This window comes from Ensifer adhaerens (assembly GCF_000697965.2).
Taxonomy (GTDB): domain Bacteria; phylum Pseudomonadota; class Alphaproteobacteria; order Rhizobiales; family Rhizobiaceae; genus Ensifer; species Ensifer adhaerens.
This window is the reverse complement of the sequence record NZ_CP015881.1, coordinates 293,610-309,157: the sequence shown is the minus strand read 5'-3', so window position 1 is coordinate 309,157 and position 15,548 is coordinate 293,610. Positions and strand designations below refer to the sequence as shown.

At 64.2% G+C, this 15,548-nt stretch carries 17 protein-coding genes; 11 read left to right on the top strand and 6 right to left on the bottom strand.

Annotated features, from left to right (window positions below):
• Nucleotides 1–170: 170 nt before the first annotated feature.
• Entirely contained in the window at nt 171–953 is a 783-nt protein-coding gene (locus tag FA04_RS21110) for a DeoR/GlpR family DNA-binding transcription regulator (RefSeq protein ID WP_371273763.1), read from the top strand.
• Between the two features lie 254 nt (nt 954–1,207).
• On the opposite strand, the gene FA04_RS21105 is transcribed toward FA04_RS21110, so the two are convergent.
• Both FA04_RS21105 and FA04_RS21100 read right to left on the bottom strand, forming a co-directional pair.
• Nucleotides 1,208–1,846 carry an NrsF family protein gene (locus FA04_RS21105; protein ID WP_034790211.1) on the bottom strand — a complete coding sequence of 213 codons (639 nt, stop codon included), beginning with the start codon at nt 1,844–1,846 and terminating at the stop codon, nt 1,208–1,210.
• 2 nt (nt 1,847–1,848) lie between these two features.
• Nucleotides 1,849–2,385 carry a sigma-70 family RNA polymerase sigma factor gene (locus tag FA04_RS21100; RefSeq protein ID WP_034790212.1) on the bottom strand — a complete coding sequence of 179 codons (537 nt, stop codon included), beginning with the start codon at nt 2,383–2,385 and terminating at the stop codon, nt 1,849–1,851.
• Nucleotides 2,386–2,593: 208 nt separating this feature from the next.
• On the opposite strand from FA04_RS21100, the gene FA04_RS21095 reads away from it, so the two are divergent.
• From FA04_RS21095 to FA04_RS21080, 4 genes are all read left to right on the top strand, one after another.
• Entirely contained in the window at nt 2,594–2,917 is a 324-nt protein-coding gene (locus tag FA04_RS21095; protein ID WP_034790329.1) for a BufA1 family periplasmic bufferin-type metallophore, read from the top strand.
• A 126-nt stretch (nt 2,918–3,043) separates the two neighbouring features.
• Nucleotides 3,044–3,970, top strand: a complete 927-nt coding sequence (gene bufB, locus FA04_RS21090; RefSeq protein WP_082936537.1) for an MNIO family bufferin maturase — start codon at nt 3,044–3,046, stop codon at nt 3,968–3,970.
• A gap of 4 nt (nt 3,971–3,974) precedes the next feature.
• Nucleotides 3,975–4,760, top strand: a complete 786-nt coding sequence (locus tag FA04_RS21085; RefSeq protein ID WP_089043813.1) for an HvfC/BufC N-terminal domain-containing protein — start codon at nt 3,975–3,977, stop codon at nt 4,758–4,760.
• A gap of 4 nt (nt 4,761–4,764) precedes the next feature.
• On the top strand, nt 4,765–5,274 hold the full coding sequence (locus FA04_RS21080; protein WP_034790216.1) for a DoxX family protein: 510 nt from the start codon (nt 4,765–4,767) through the stop codon (nt 5,272–5,274).
• A gap of 45 nt (nt 5,275–5,319) precedes the next feature.
• Here the strand turns inward: FA04_RS21080 and FA04_RS21075 are convergent, their stop codons facing one another.
• The 3 genes from FA04_RS21075 to FA04_RS21065 are packed head-to-tail and all read right to left on the bottom strand — an operon-like array spanning nt 5,320 to nt 8,469.
• Nucleotides 5,320–6,426, bottom strand: coding sequence for an ABC transporter substrate-binding protein (locus FA04_RS21075; RefSeq protein WP_034790218.1), 1,107 nt, complete (start codon nt 6,424–6,426; stop codon nt 5,320–5,322).
• On the bottom strand, nt 6,423–7,808 hold the full coding sequence (locus tag FA04_RS21070; RefSeq protein ID WP_034790220.1) for a sensor histidine kinase: 1,386 nt from the start codon (nt 7,806–7,808) through the stop codon (nt 6,423–6,425). Before FA04_RS21070 ends, FA04_RS21075 begins: the two co-directional genes overlap by 4 nt.
• On the bottom strand, nt 7,795–8,469 hold the full coding sequence (locus FA04_RS21065) for a response regulator transcription factor (RefSeq protein WP_034790222.1): 675 nt from the start codon (nt 8,467–8,469) through the stop codon (nt 7,795–7,797). Before FA04_RS21065 ends, FA04_RS21070 begins: the two co-directional genes overlap by 14 nt.
• Before the next feature lie 279 nt (nt 8,470–8,748).
• On the opposite strand from FA04_RS21065, the gene FA04_RS21060 reads away from it, so the two are divergent.
• The 6 genes from FA04_RS21060 (at nt 8,749) to FA04_RS21035 (ending at nt 14,535) form a co-directional block, all read left to right on the top strand.
• A complete protein-coding gene (locus FA04_RS21060) occupies nt 8,749–9,720 on the top strand; it encodes a Bug family tripartite tricarboxylate transporter substrate binding protein (RefSeq protein ID WP_034790224.1) in 972 nt (323 codons plus the stop codon).
• Between the two features lie 127 nt (nt 9,721–9,847).
• Nucleotides 9,848–10,306 (top strand): tripartite tricarboxylate transporter TctB family protein, encoded by a 459-nt coding sequence (locus tag FA04_RS21055; RefSeq protein WP_034790226.1) that lies wholly within the window; start codon nt 9,848–9,850, stop codon nt 10,304–10,306.
• A 24-nt stretch (nt 10,307–10,330) separates the two neighbouring features.
• Entirely contained in the window at nt 10,331–11,836 is a 1,506-nt protein-coding gene (locus FA04_RS21050) for a tripartite tricarboxylate transporter permease (RefSeq protein WP_034790228.1), read from the top strand.
• A gap of 154 nt (nt 11,837–11,990) precedes the next feature.
• Complete coding sequence (locus FA04_RS21045) at nt 11,991–12,602, top strand: helix-turn-helix transcriptional regulator (protein ID WP_034790231.1); 612 nt, start codon at nt 11,991–11,993, stop codon at nt 12,600–12,602.
• Nucleotides 12,599–13,576: an ornithine cyclodeaminase family protein gene (locus tag FA04_RS21040; protein WP_051659187.1), complete on the top strand. Its 978-nt coding sequence runs from the start codon at nt 12,599–12,601 to the stop codon at nt 13,574–13,576. The genes FA04_RS21045 and FA04_RS21040 overlap by 4 nt, the downstream gene beginning before the upstream one ends.
• Nucleotides 13,573–14,535: a pyridoxal-phosphate dependent enzyme gene (locus FA04_RS21035; RefSeq protein ID WP_034790238.1), complete on the top strand. Its 963-nt coding sequence runs from the start codon at nt 13,573–13,575 to the stop codon at nt 14,533–14,535. Before FA04_RS21040 ends, FA04_RS21035 begins: the two co-directional genes overlap by 4 nt.
• A 54-nt stretch (nt 14,536–14,589) precedes the next feature.
• On the opposite strand, the gene FA04_RS21030 is transcribed toward FA04_RS21035, so the two are convergent.
• A complete protein-coding gene (locus FA04_RS21030) occupies nt 14,590–15,531 on the bottom strand; it encodes a LysR family transcriptional regulator (protein ID WP_034790247.1) in 942 nt (313 codons plus the stop codon).
• Between the last annotated feature and the right edge of the window lie 17 nt (nt 15,532–15,548).

Below are 15,548 nucleotides of genomic sequence, written 5' to 3'. Positions count from 1 at the left end.
CACTGAAATGTACGATTGCGGACATTAAGCGAGTCAAATGTCAGTTTTACAACATTTCATGGGGCGCCATAAAATTTCGCGCGGCCCATAGGTGCTGCGCTGATTTCCTTGGAGATCGGCGTCGGCCCTATGGTAGCAAAGCGTGCTGAGGGGCAATCAGGATGAGGGTGATGGACGATCGGGATATTGCGGATGGGGACAAGAAGACGCGCCGGCAGGCGCAGCTTCTCAGCCACCTCGAGAAGAACCACTATATCTCGATCGAGGAGATCACCGGCCTGTTCGGCGTCACCACCCAGACGGCACGGCGCGATATCATGGCGCTCGAACAGGAGGGCAAGGTGCGGCGCCTGCACGGCGGCGCGACCATTGCGACCCCGGTTGATCCCAACATCTACCGCCAACGGCGCATCGACAACGCGGAGGTGAAGGAACGCATCGGGCAACTGACCGCCGAGCTTGTTGCCGACGGCGCTGCCGTCTTCCTCGACACCGGCACGACCTGCGAAGCGGTGGCGCGCGGCCTGCTCAAGCGCCGCGATCTTCGTGTCGTCACCTACAGTCTGCGCGTCGCAACCACGCTCAGCGAAAGCAGCAGCTTTGCCGTCGCGGTGCCCGGCGGCTTCGTGCGGCAAGTGGATGCCGGCGTGTTTCGCGAGGAGACCGCCGACTATATCCGCAAGTTCAAATTCGACGTCGCCATCATCTCGGTCAGCGGCATCGATCAGGACGGCGATATCGGCGACGACGACCATGCCGAAGTCGCCGCCGTCTCGGCCGCAATGCGCCAGGCCGAGCGGGTGATCCTCGCCGTCGACAGCAGCAAGTTTGGCCGGCGTGCGCTGGTGCGCCTGGCTTCGCTTGCCGATATCGATGCGCTGGTAACCAATGAATTGCCGGAGGAGCGTCTCGTCTCGCTACTGCGCGAACACGGCGTCAGCATTCATTGCTAGTGTAAGGGCCGAAGCGATGGAAGCCCGCGGCGATCTCTTGCCAGGGGCTTGAAACCTTTGGTGCGGCACCACACATAGGCATCAAGAAATTGCCCGTGGAGCCTGACGGACATGATCAACCGAAGGCTCCGGGCGTAGTTCGCGCGCAAACGCTGACCACGGATGTACTGGCAGTGTGACGCAGCGAGCGGGAAAAGGTCGGCATTGCCGGCCTTTTTTGTTTTGAACGCCGGCGAAGGCTCATATGGCCGGCCCTACCAGCGAAGCGCCCAACGGCCGCCCAACGCCCCAAGCACCGTCAGCATGAGGACCGCGATCGTGTACCAGGTCGCGACGAAAAGCGGTGAATCGTCCGGGCAGTGGGCCGCGTAGAAGGTCGCGGCGATGCCGCCGGCCGCGAGCCCTGCCAGGGCGCCTGCAAGCCCGGGACGCGACGGGGCGCCATGGCGCAGTGCGAGAAGGAACAGCGCCAAGGGCGCAAGGCCGATCAGCGGAATGAAGGTCATGCAGACCAAATAGTTGGTTCCAACGAGTTTCGTCACCCAGCTACCGGATGGCACTGCAAGAAGCTCGAGCAACACACCGCCGACAACGAGCGCCGGCGCGACGGCAAGGTAGGGCACCAGCTTGCGCGGATCCGCGTCGGGCCATGCGGCAACGCGCATGGCCGCAAAAGCGGCCGTGGCGAGCGCGATAGTCACCACGAATTTGAACAGGAACCGCACCGTCTCGGCGGCAGCGGCGATATCCGGCCGCGGCCCGAGCAGGATCGAGAACACGACACCGGCAAGGACGAGTGCGCCGATGGCGACGCCGGACCATACGGTGTTCATCGGCAGGCCGGGTCGCCGATTGTCCGCTGCGAGAGCCTTGATGAGGTCGTTCGTGTCCATGGTCAGTTTCGTCCAAATCGGCGGGCGATTGCAGCAAGGCCTCGGTGAAGCGCCACCCGAACCGCCGTTTCATTCATGTCCAGTTTCTGCGCCGTCTCAGCCACCGTGAAACCCTCGATCGAAATCGCGTTGACCACTGAGCGCTGCCCAGGTGCCAGCCCTTCCAGCGCCCGGCCGATTTCCCAATCCCTGGCCTTTTCCGTCTCGACGCTTGCCAGCGTGTCTTCAAGCCCCTCAATGCCGACCGTCGGGCGGCGAGCCTGACGACGCACGGCATCGACGTATTTGTGCCTGGCAATGGCATGCAGCCACGGTATGACCGGCGCATCCTCCCGCCAGGTGTGGCGCTTGACGTGCACTGCCAGCAGCGCCTCCTGCACGACGTCCTCAGCATCGACGCCTCCGCCGATGGTCCAACGTCGGGCCCAACCACGGATCGCCTGCGCTGCGTCCCGCAGGAAGTCGGCATAGGCTTTTTCGTCGCCGGCCACGGCCGCGCGGAGAAGTCTTGCGAGATGTTCGTCGTCCGCGCCGCTCACCCGCGCCTTTCCTTCCCATTCGCCGATTCCCGGCGTTTGTTACACGGCTATCTCAAATTCGCGGCCGCTGTCTGCTCAGACCGACCTCGCGAGCCCATCACGAAAGCGTGTTGCCAACGTTATGTAACGCCCGGTGTCGCCGCGGCGAAAGACCCGATGTGCGCCTCAGACAGGACGCACGGGAACAGTTCAACACGGAGATAATATGATGTCCATGAAGTCCACGATCAGCAGCGCAATGCTGGCAAGCGCGGTCGCCGCCGCCCTGTCGTCGCTCGCGGTTGCGAGCCCACTGACTGAAGCGCAGGTCAAGTCCGCCATGGATGCCGGCAAGGAGAAATGCTTCGGCGTCGCGCTCAAGGGCCAGAACGATTGCGCCGCCGGCCCGGGCACGACGTGCCAGGCAACATCCACCGTCGACTATCAGGGCAATGCCTGGAAATTCGTCGACGGCGGCACCTGCACGACGATGAAGCTGCCCGACGGCCGCATGGGTTCGCCCGAGGCGCTTTCGCGCGACATGCCGTCCTGATCGATCGCAATTCAGGAACGGGACGCGGGGCGATCGCGTCCCGTTCCGCCTCGGTTTTCAAGGGGTAGCGGTCCAGGGACGTTCCCACCCGCCATCCAGGGTCTCAGGATTATGACGGGATTGGCAATGCGCACATCAACGGACGACGGCAGCAGACTTGCCCCGGTAGGTCCTCACCTGCCGAAACACGAAATCGCCGGGCTCGCCGGAACGAGCTTCAAGCATCAGCACCTCCAGGCGATCCTTGCCGATGATGCCTGCGGCGGCTTCTTCGAAATTCATGCGGAGAACTACATGGGTGCCGGCGGACCGCCGCATGCGGCGCTCGCCCGCATTCGCCAGGATTTTCCGGTGTCTCTGCATGGTGTCTCCATGTCGATCGGCGGCCCACAGCCACTCGACAAGGCGCACCTGGGGCGGTTCAAGGCACTGGTCGACCGCTATGAACCGGCCCTCGTCTCCGAGCATCTCGCCTGGTCGACCCACGAGACCACCTTCTACAACGATCTCTTGCCGCTGCCCTACACCGAGGCCACCGTTGCCCGCGTATCCGATCATATCGACGAGGTCCAGGACGCGATCGGCCGCCGGCTGCTGCTCGAAAACCCGTCGACCTACGTCACCTTCCAGGATTCGACGATGAGCGAAACGGTATTCATCCGAGAACTGGTGAAGCGCACCGGCTGCGGGCTGCTGCTCGACATCAACAATGTCTTCGTTTCCGCCACCAACCAGGGCTATTCGGCGCTTGCCTATCTCGATGACTTCCCACTTGAACATGTCGGAGAAATCCACCTTGCCGGGCATGCGGAGCAGCAAGACGACGAAGGCGACCTGCTCCTGATCGACAGCCATGACGGGCCGGTTGCCGACGCCGTCTGGAAACTCTACGACATCGTCATCGCCCGCGTCGGCGCCATCCCGACGCTGATCGAGTGGGACAGTGCCATTCCGGACTGGCCGGTCTTGAAACGCGAGGCCACTGCGGCGCAGACGATCCTCGATGCCTACGGGCAGCGGATGCCGCGGGAGAATATCCGTGTCCGCGCCTGAAGGCATGCTCCCCATGCCTCTTGACCGCATCGGCAATTATGCCGCCGGTTTCGTGCCGCCGCTGCTCGCACCTGACCGGCCGACGCCGGCTCTGGTCGCCGGCCCGAACGGCAAGGCGGCGGTGAAGCGCTTCAATGTCTACCGCAACAACGTCACCGTCAGCCTGATCGAAGCGCTGGCGGCGACCTTCCCGGCGACCGAACGCATTACCGGCGAAGCTTTCTTTCGCGCCATGGCCCGCTTTCACGTGCGCGAAACACCGCCAGTCTCGCCGCTGCTCTTCGAATATGGCCGCGACTTTCCGGGTTCCATTGCCCGCTACGAGTATGCCCAATCCATGCCATGGCTTGCCGATGTAGCAAGGATCGAACGGGCCTGGCTCGACGCCTATCACGCCGCCGACGCCCCGGCGCTTCCGCCTTCTGCACTTTCCCTGATTGCGCCCGAGCAGCTCGGCGGCGTCGTCTTCGATCCGCATCCGGCGACCAGGCTTGTCCGTTCCGATTATCCGGCCGTCACGATCTTTGCCGTCAACCGCGAGAGCGGGCCGGTCGGACGAATCGAAACGGCTGATGCGGAGAGCGCGCTGATCACCCGCCCCGACCTGGAGGTCATCGTTCGCCGTCTCGCGCCCGGCGCCGATCTTCTGCTTTCGCGGCTGCTGGCAGGCATCCCCCTCGCCGCGGCTGCTGCGGATGCTGCCACGCAATGCCCCACGCTTGATCTCGCAGCCGCAATCGCCACCGCGCTCGAAGCCGGTGCCTTTACGGCAACTCATCACGGAGGATGAAACCATGATGTCCGCATCCAGATTTTCGCAAAACGGCCACACAGCCGATCTGTCGCAATGGACCCGTCGGGCGAACCGAGCCGTCGGCGCGCTCGCGCCGCTCTGGCTCTCCCAGCTTGTCCTGCGTTTCGGCCTTGCCGTTCCCTTCTTTCGGTCAGGCATGAGCAAGTGGGACGGGTTCCTGCAATTGAACGACGTGGCGGTCCTGCTGTTCAGCTCGGAATTCCGGCTGCATCTACCCGGCGGCCCCTATCCCTATCCGGCTCCCGCCGTGACGGCCTTTGCCGCCGGTTCGGCGGAAATCATTCTTCCCATCTTGCTTGTCTTCGGCCTGGGAACGCGTTTTGCCGCCCTCGGGCTGCTGGTCCTGACGATTGTTGTGCAGCTGACCGTACCGGACGGCTGGCCCATCCACATCACCTGGGCTGCCATGGCGCTCGCGCTGATGACCTCCGGTCCCGGCAGTCTGTCACTGGACCACGCACTGTGCGCCTGGCGCAAGGGCGAGCGATAGGCCGCGCGCGATCCCGGCGCCTGCTTTGACCGCAGGCAGCGCCCTTCAATTCGGGCGCAGCCGAACCGGGGTATCGACGATCAACTTGGTCCAGTCGTCAATGAACCGGGAGCGCTGCAGCCGGTCCTGCGCGGCAAGCAAGGCCGGGCCGATCCGGATCGGCCGGCCGATCCCGGACTCCACCAGTTTTTCGGGTCCGTCGACCTCGGCCGGCAGTGCGCCGCTCCGCGAGAAGAAAAACGCTTTCTCCCGTGCCACGTCCTGTCCTCGTTCGGACAGCAGATAATCGAGGAAGCGACCGGCAAGCTCGGGGCGCTTGGCGCCCGTCGGAACCAGGGCGCCGCGGCTGAGGATCAGCGTGTAGTCGCGCGGCAGCACAATCCTGAGCTTGCCATTACGTCGCGCCGCGGCATAGGCGTAGGAGCCGAGGATGTTGTAGCCGATATAGACGTTGCCGCTGTCGAGTTCAGACAACACCGCATTGTTGCAGCAGCGCAGCACGGCTTCGGCGCGGCTGAGGCTCTCAAGCAGGCGGCCGTAGGTCGTCGAGGCCTGCTGGGCATCGAGGAAGGCGAGCAGATAGCCGATACCGGACTGGCGCAGGTCGTAGGTGCCAATGCGGCCGCGATAATAGTCCGGCTTGAAGCGCAGCAGGTCGGTGAGCTCTCCATGGGTGTGCGGCACATCCTCCGGCGGCACGAAATCCTTGTGGTAGACCATGACGGAGGGCTCGAAGGTAAAGCCGAAGACCTCGTCACGCCAGTTCGCCCAGGCCGGCACGTCGCGGGTTTCCGGCGAGACATGCGCGAGCGCACAGCCGTCGTTTGCAAGCTTCACCAACTGATCGACGGACGAAGACAGCAGGAGATCACCGAAAGGCTGCTTCAATCGGCAGGCGATGTCGGCGTCCCGATAGAGATCGTTGGTCACGTAGTCCGTATAATCGATGGCGACATCGCGCGCCGTCTCCTGAAAATCGCGGATCAGCGGCTCCATCGCCTCGATGTCGGTCGCGCCGTTGATGACAAGCCGGCCGCGCTCGGCTTCGAGCGCCGGAAAGAACGCCCGCGTGCCCTCGACCGCGCCGGCCGGGCTGGCAAAGCCAAGGACCGCAACAAGTGCGATCGGTCGAAGTTGCCGCCACATCCTCATGTTCCCTCCCGATAAAGGGGAACATCGAGAATGACCGTGAAGTCGCGCCCGCCTTTCTCCAGAAACCGAACTGTGCCGCGATGCGCCAGCGCCACCTCCGCCGCGATTGCAAAGCCGAGCCCCATGCTTCCCTCTCCCGTCTTGGAACTGACGAACCGCGTCGTGACCGCCGCCCATTCTGCTGGCGGAATGCCGGGACCGTCGTCGGCGACCTCCACCAGGGCCCGGTCATCCTCGCGCCTCACGCGCACGGCCAGCCGTTGCTCGACACCATGCTGCAGCGCGTTGTCGATGATATTGGCTATCGCCTCACGCAGGCTCACCGCATCGCCGCGCACGAAGACCGGCTCGGCACTGTCCTCGAAGGAAACGACGACGTCCGGGTCGACTGTAATCGGCACCGTCGAGCGGAAAGCCTTCCGGGCGATATCGCCAAGGTCGACGGGCTTGAAGCGCACGGAATCGGACCGGTGGATGACCATGGCATGGCTGAGCAACTGGTTGGTGAGGCGCGCCAGCTGGCTGACGCGGTCCCGCACGCGCCCGAGATGCCGCTTGCGGTTGACGTCGAGGTCGTCGTCTTCGAGCATGTCGACCTGTGCCGAAAGGGCTGTCAGCGGCGTGCGTATCTGATGCGCCGCATCGGCGATGAAGCGCTGAAGCAAGGTGACGCGCTCGTCGAGGCGGCCCATGAAGTGATTGATCGACCCGACGAAAGGCTTGAGCTCCCTGGGCATGTCGGCCTCGACGGGGGTCAGATCCTGCGGATCGCGGGCACGCAGCGTCGCGGCAAGGGCATCGACGGGCAGCAGTGAATAGCGGATGGCAAGCACGGTGCCGGCAAGCGCAAGCAGGCTCATGATGCCGACGAGGATCATGGCGCGGGTCGTCAATTCCCCGGCAAGCCCGCGCCGCGCTTCGGTCGTCTGCGCCATGACCACATAGGCCCAGCCGGAGAAGGACGGATCCGAAAGCGCCCGCGAGACCACGGCCACGCGGACCGGCACGTTGCGATATTCCGTCGTCAGGAACACCGGGCCGGCCCGCGCCGCGGTGACGTTTATGCCGATTTCGAGATCGTCGTAGCCGGTCAAGGTTCGGCCGTCGGGGCCAACCACGCGATAGAAAATGCGGTCGCGCTCGGCAAGGCCGAGCAACTCGAAGGCCGACGACGGAAGCGTTACACCCAGATTGCCCGCATCCACAGTCATGTTCGCAGTGATCTGGATCGCCGCCCCGAGGAGCAGCCGGTCATAGGCATCGTCGGCGGCCGCGCGGGCATAGTACCAGGCGGCGGCGGAAAGCAGCGTCGCACCACCACAAAGCACCAGCGCCACGCGCAGCACGAGCCGCCAGAAGAGCGAGGTTTCACGCCGCTTCATCGGCCACCAGTTGATAGCCGAGTCCGCGGATGGTGACGATGCGTACCGACGAGCCCTCGATCTTCTTGCGCAGCCTTCCGACATAGAGTTCGACGGCGTTGGGGTTGACGTTTTCGTCGAAACCGAAGAGCCGATCGAGCAGTTCGTCCTTGCTGAAAACCCGGCCCGGCCGGGCGGCCAGCACTTCGAGAAGCGTGATCTCGCGCCGCTTGAGCTGGACCTCGCGGTTGCCGACCCGCACGGAGCGGCTGTTGCGGTCGAGCACCAGATCGCCGCACTCGATGAGGTTGGTCGGGTCGCCCTGGCGGCGGCGCAGGAGCACGCGCGTGCGCGCTTCGAGCTCGCGGAAATCGAACGGCTTGACGAGATAGTCGTCGGCGCCAAGGTCCAGCGCGCCGACCCGGTCCTCGATTTCAGAACGCGCCGTCAGCACCAGCACCGGCGTCGTCTTTTTCCGGGCGCGCAGATGGCGCAGGATCTCAAACCCGTCGAGCCCCGGCAACATGACGTCGAGGATCACGAGATCATAGTCGGTAAATTCGAGTATGTCGGCGGCGGCTTGACCGTCCGTCTGCCAATCGACGGTGTGCCCGACCTTTTCCAGTCGCCGGCTGATTGCCTCCCCGACATCCCTCGTGTCCTCCACCAGAAAGATGCGCATGGGCAAGCAGTGACACGGAAGATTTCACCGATCAACCCGGCGGATTTGACCGCTTTCGTGACAGCGTGGTGACAGGTTCGCGGAGGAAAGAGGACTGCCTGATCGCCACAACGGGAGATGCGGCCAGGGTCTGGAGGACAATCATCGCCGAGGCATTTTCAGGCGGCCGCCACGCGGTCCGTCGATGCGGGTCGATGCCGTCCGGATCCTGGATGTCACGGTGGAGGCAGGCGCGCGATAGCGCCTTTGAAAGAAGACCTCATGGATGGGAGAGAGACCATGACCCGAACCTTTGTGAAGACCCTTCTGGCGGCCGGCTTTTTCGCCGCCGTGGCATCGCCCGCCGGTGCGGAGCCGTCGAAGCCCGAGTGCCTGGCCGGCGCCAAGCCCGGCGGCGGCTTCGACCTGACCTGCCGGCTTGCCGCCAATGCGCTGCTCGAAGCCAAGATCATCGGCAAGCCGATGGCCGTTACCTACATGGAAGGCGGCGTCGGTGCGGTTGCCTATAACCACGTCATCGGCAAGCGCGGCGCCGACAGCAACCTGATCACCGCTGCTTCCTCCGGCTCGGCGCTCCTGATCGCCCAGGGCAAGTTCGGGCAATATGACGAAACCGCCGTGCGCTGGCTCGGCGCGCTCGGCGCCGACTACGGCGTGCTCGTGGTCGCCGCGGATTCCCCCTACAAGAGCCTCGGCGAGCTGATCGCCGCCTACAAGGCAAGCCCGACCGACTTCTCGGTCGCCGGCGGCGGCGCTGTCGGCTCGCAGGACTGGATGAAGGGCTCGCTCTTGGCAAAGGCTGCGGGACAGGAGCCGAAGCAGATGCGCTACGTCGCGCTTGAAGGCGGCGGCGCGGTACTGACGGCGCTCGAAGGCGGCCACGTCAAGGTCGGTGCCGGCGATGCGGCGGAGATGTCCAAACACCATGCGGCCGGCAAGGTCCGCGTGCTCGCGGTCATGGCGCCCGATCGCCTGCCGGGCGAACTCGCCGAAGTGCCGACCGCCAGGGAACAGGGCGTCGACATCGAATGGCCGGTCTGGCGCGGCTACTACGTCGGCAAGGACGTCTCCGACGCCGACTACAAATGGTGGGCCGATGCTTTCACCAAGCTCGCCGCAACGCCGGAATTCGTGAAGGAGCGGGAGGCGCGCGGCCTCTACGAATACACTCAGGTGGGCGACGCCTTCGACCAGCAGGTCAAGGCGGACGTGGCACGCTTCAAGATCATCGCCAAGGAAGCCGGCATGTAAGCCGGACGGTGGAGCGGGACAGTCTCCCGCTCCGCTTGTTTGCCACCACTTTACGGGCTCCCTGCCGATCGTCTCATCCGGCCGGATTGAAGACCCGTTCCCTGGCGTAAACATCTGGAACAGAACCATGTCAGACACCACTTCCTCATCCTCCCGCATCGGCAGGGTCGGCGGGCTCTTGATGCTCGCGCTGGCGATTGCCTATGGCATCGGCGGCAGCCAGATCGAATATGCCTTCGCCTCGGACCCGCTCGGTCCACGCGTCGTGCCGGTGCTGCTCGCCATCACCCTCGCGGTGCTTTGCCTCTTCTACCTGAAAAGCCCCGGAACGACCGAAGCCTTTCCGCAGGGGCGGCTTCTCGTGAAGATCATTGCAGTACCGCTCCTGCTTCTTGCATCGGCACTGCTTCTGGAGCCCGCCGGCTTCGCCGCCTCGATCTTCCTGCTGACCTTCGGCGTCGGCTGGATCTTCGGCGCGCCGCTGCGTCTCGCGCTGATTGGCGGCGTCGGGCAAGCCGCCCTCTGGTGGTTCGTCTTTTCCTACCTGCTCGACGTCTATCTGCCCGCCGGCCGGCTGTTTGGCTGATCCGCCGGCTATGGAGTGATCTCAATGAATCTCGATTATCTCTGGAACGGTTTTACCGTCGCCCTCACCCTGCAGAACCTGCTCATCGGTCTTGCAGGCTGCTTCATCGGCACCCTGGTCGGCGCCCTGCCGGCGATCGGGCCGATCAACGGCATCGCGCTGCTGATCCCGATCGCCTATACGATGGGCCTGCCGGCCGAAAGCACGATGATCCTGCTCGCCGCCGTCTATTGCGGGGCCGAATATGGCGGCCGCATTTCCTCGATCCTTCTGAACGTGCCGGGCGATGCCGGCGCGGTCATGACGGCGCTCGACGGCAACCCGATGGCCCGCCAGGGCCGCGCCGGCGAAGCGTTGATGCTCTCCGGCCTCTCCTCCTTCGTCGGCGGGGTCTTCGGCGCCGTCGGGCTGGCGCTGTTCGCGCCGCTGCTTGCGGGCCTCGCCATCGGCTTCGGCCCGGCCGAATACTTCGTGCTGATGGTGTTCGCCTTCGCGACCCTCGGTTCCATGGTCGGTAGCCAGCCGGTAAAGACGCTGATCGGCTGCACGCTCGGCCTGATGCTTGCGACCGTCGGCCTCGACGCCACCTCCGGCGCCTATCGCTTCACCTTCAACGAGCCGGAACTCGGCGACGGCATCGAATTCGTCGTGCTGGTCATCGGTCTCTTCTCGGTGTCCGAGGCGCTGCTGATCCTCGAACACCAGGCAAGCGGCGTCACGGTCATCCGCGAACTCGGCCGCATGACCGCCCGCCTCGACGATATCCGCAAATCGATCGGTGCGACGCTGCGTGGTTCGGTCATCGGCTTCATCGTTGGCGTGTTGCCGGGCACCGGCGCATCGGTTTCGAGCGCCGTTTCCTACACCACGGAGAAGCGCATCTCCGACACCGAAGGCACCTTCGGCAAGGGCGACGTACGAGGTCTCACGGCCCCTGAGGCTGCCAACAACGCCACCGCCTGCGGCGCCTTCGTACCGATGCTGACGCTCGGCGTGCCCGGCTCCGGCACGACCGCCGTCATGCTCGGCGCATTGATGCTCTACAACATCCAGCCGGGCCCGATGCTGATCACCGAGCGGCCGGAAGTGGTCGGCGGTCTCGTCGCATCGCTCTTCATCGGCAACGTGCTCTTGCTTCTCCTCAACCTGCCGCTCGTCAACATCTTCGCCCGCGTCTTGACGGTACCGAACTGGCTGCTGGTTCCGGGCATCCTCGTGCTGTCGGTTGTCGGCGTCTATTCCACCCACGCCTCGGTTTTCTCGATCCTCCTGATGCTCGGCATCGGCATCATCGGCTGGCTGCTTCGAAAGGCCGGCTTCGACATGGCGCCGATCATCCTCGGCTTCGTGCTCGGCCATGTGATGGAGGTGAACCTGCGCAATGCGCTGGCGATCAGCGGCGGCGATATCTCGATCCTGTTCCAGAGCAAGATCTCGATCATTCTCTGGATCCTGGCGGGCGCCATGGCCGTGATGCCACTCGTCGCCGGCTGGAGGCGGACGAAGGTCGTCAAGACCGCCACGAGCTAGCTGATCCCCCTCCCCGGTCGGCTGCTTGGACAGCGGCGCGCGAGCCCATCGCGCGCCGCTGTTGTCGTTTTGAGCGGTGTGCAGACTATAAATCCAATATAGACTTTTTCGTCTACGCGTGATTTATGGATTGCTATCGAGGAAGAGGAACGCCGTGACCCCAGAACTCCGCCCCTATTGCCTGGTCTGCGACGCGATCGCCTTGCTGTTCCAGCCCTATGCCGAGGTCGTGCTGCACGATCTGGCGACTGAAACCGTCGTCCAGATCGCTGGCAACTTCTCCAAGCGCGAGATCGGCGAAGCTTCGCTGCTGAGCGAAATCGGGTTCAGCCAAGGCGAAGCGATCATCGGCCCCTACGAGAAGGTCAATTGGGACGGACGCTCGATCAAGGCGATCAGCGCCGTGCTGCGAAACGCGGACGGCAAGGCGATCGGCGTGCTCTGCATCAATGCCGATGTCTCCGACTTTCATGCGGCACTCAGGACGCTCAACGCGCTCGTCCGCGTTCCCATCGACGCAGACAAGCCCGAGAGCCTGTTCAAGGAAGACTGGCACGAGCGCGTCAACGAATATGTCCAGCAATGGACCGTGGCGCGCGGGCTGACAGTCTCGAGCCTGAGCCGCAACGACAAGCAGGCGCTGGTGATCGCCCTTTCCGCTGATGGCGCCTTCGGCGGCAAGAATGCCGCCTCCTACATCTCGCGCATCCTCGGCATGGGCCGGGCGACCGTCTACAAATATCTGAGCCAGGGGAGCGCGCCATGATCGTCATCGATCGAGAAAGACTGGCCGAGCTGCGGTTGCTGACGCTCGCGGCACCGGCCATCCGCGACGCCTATATCGCCGTCACCGACGGTCGCGCCAATCTGCCGCCGGTCGGCTATCTGCCGCTTCCCGGTCGGAATGCGGATTGCCACATCAAATACGGCTACATCGAAGGCGATCCGATCTTCGTCGTGAAGATCGCCTCCGGCTTCTACGACAATCCGGCCAAGGGACTGCCGTCGAGCACCGGCATGATGGTCGCAGTATCCTCTGAGACCGGCGACGTGGTGGCCGTGCTCGACGACAAGGGCCTGCTCACCGATCTTCGCACCGGCCTCGGCGGTGCGATCGCGACCATGGCGCTCTGGCGCAAGGACGCCTGCTCGATCGGGATCGTCGGCGCCGGCACGCAGGCGCGCATCCAGATCCGGGCGCTGGCCTCCCTCTCGGATCGTCCATTGCGGTTCACGGTCTGGGGGCGGTCCATGGAAAAGGCAAATGCGGTGCTTACCGACCTGACAGACCTCGACCTTTCTATGGAGGCGGCAACCGATCTCGAAACGCTCTGCCGCCAGTCCGATGCGATCGTAACCACGACGCCATCGAAGGAGCCGCTGATCCGATCGGAATGGATCGGGCCTGGCACCCATATCACCGCCATGGGCGCGGACGCACCCGGCAAGCAGGAGCTCGAAACTGCCCTCGTTGCCCGCGCCGACCGCCTCTTTGTCGATCTCGCCGAGCAATGCCTGGACCACGGTGAATTTTCTGCGGCGTCTCGGGCCGTGGTGATCCAGGAGGAACGCTGTGTCGCCCTCGGCGCGGTCCTTTCCGGTGCGGCCGAAGGTCGACGTTCGGACAACGACATCACCATCGCCGACCTGACAGGGATCGCGACGCAGGACATCGCCATTGCCCGCACGGTGCTTTATGAACTCGGCTTGCTCGGCCGCTCGCAAGGAACAACCGCATGACCAGAGACGTCTTCGAAACGGCCGCGCGCGCTGTCCGCGCACGCCAGCGCATCCGCCCCTTCATCTACGAGACGCCACTGATCCCGTCGCGCGCGATCGGGCCGCAGACAGCCTCGACGGTACTGTTCAAGGCGGAAAACCTGCAGCTGACCGGCTCCTTCAAGATCCGCGGGGCTGCGAGCAAGATGACCTCGCTGCCAAGAGACCAGCAGGTGATCACCGCCTCCTCCGGCAATCACGGCATCGGTGCTGCCCACGCAGCAAGTGCGATCGGCCAGAAACTGACGGTGGTGCTGCCCGAGATTGTCAAGCCGGCGAAGCTGGAGCACATCCGCGCCTACGGCGTCGAGGTCGTCCTTCACGGTTCCGAAACCGGGCTTGCCGAACAGCATGCGCAGCAGCTGGCCGCGACCGAAAAGCTCGGCTACGTCTCGCCCTACAACGACCCGGAAATCATCGCCGGCCAGGGCACGATCGCACTTGAACTCCTGGAGCAAGCCGAACGCATCGACAATGTCTTCATCGCCATGGGCGGCGGCGGACTGATCAGCGGCATCGGCTCGGTGCTGAAGAGTTTCCGCCCGCATACTCGCGTCATCGGCGTGTCCGCTGCAAATTCGGCAGCGCTTGCGGCCTCGATAAGGGCCGGCCGGGTGGTCGAAACCGAACACCTCGAAACGCTCGCCGATGCCGTTGCCGGCGGTCTCGACGAAGACAGCGTGACCCTCCCATTGTCGATGACCGTGGTCGATGAGGTCGTGACCTGCTCGGAAGCAGAGATCGCGGCCGCAATGCGGGACCTGCTGCTCGACGAGCATATGCTGGTAGAGGGGGCGGCAGCTCTCGCACTTGCCGGCTTCCGGCAGATCGCGGCGAGGTGCACCGGCCAGACCAACGTCATCCTGCTTTGTGGCGGCAATGTCGACGGCGCCAGCGCGCTGCCTTCGTTGCTGGGCTAGAGACGCCGCTGCATGGCGCTGCCCCGCCTCGCCTCGCCTCGCCTCGCCTCGCCTCTAGAGGCTCACGCGCTCCACGTAGTAGCGCGGGATCTTCACCCGGTCCCGGTCGCGGTAGAAGTCGATGCAGAAGTCGACGAAGGCCTTGAACCGCTTCGAGACGTGCCGACGGCGCGAATAGATGAGGTTGATCGCCGTCTGCGGCGAGCGCCAGTCCGATAGCACCGGCTCCAGCAGGCCGGCTTGCCGCTCGGTCTCGACGAAAAAGTCGGGCAGATAGGCGATGCCCTCACCGGCGACGGCGAAATACTTGATCGTCCAGTAGTCGTTGGTTGTGCAGGTCGCCGTCGGCAGCAGGTCCACCTCGTCTTCGCCTGACTGTGTCAGATACCAGGACTGCAGCCGCGTCGGCTGGCGGAAGACGAGGCCGCGATGGCCGGCGAGCGCATCCGGATTATCCGGCTGGCCATGCCGGGCGATGTAGTGCGGGCTGGCGAAGAGGCCATAAGACGAGACCGAAAGTCTGCGGCTGATGTAGTCGACATCGGACGGCTCGCCCCAATGGAAGATGCCGTCGAGCGCCTGTTCGGTAACGTCGGAGAATGGCTGGCGCGAGGACAGGAACACAACGTCGAGATTGACCTGCGGATATTGCTGGCGAAAGGCATAGAGCAGTTCCGAGGTGATCGTCGTGCCGAACTCGCCGGTCGAGCCCACGCGCAGGGTGCCCGCCACCTCCTGGCGCATCTCCGCCATCGCGGTTGCCGCATCGTCGCAATTCGACTGAATGAGCCGGGCGTAGCGCAGGAACTCCGCGCCCGCGTCGGTCACATGCAACTGATGACCCTCGCGCACGAAGAGCTCGATGCCGAACTCATCCTCCAATTGCCGGATCTTGTGGCTGAGTGTTGATTTCGGCAGGCGATGGCGCCTGGAAGCCGCTGAAATCGAACGGGAATCCGCAACTTTCACGAAACAGTCTATGAGCGAAAGATCCATATTTCGTCCAAAATCTT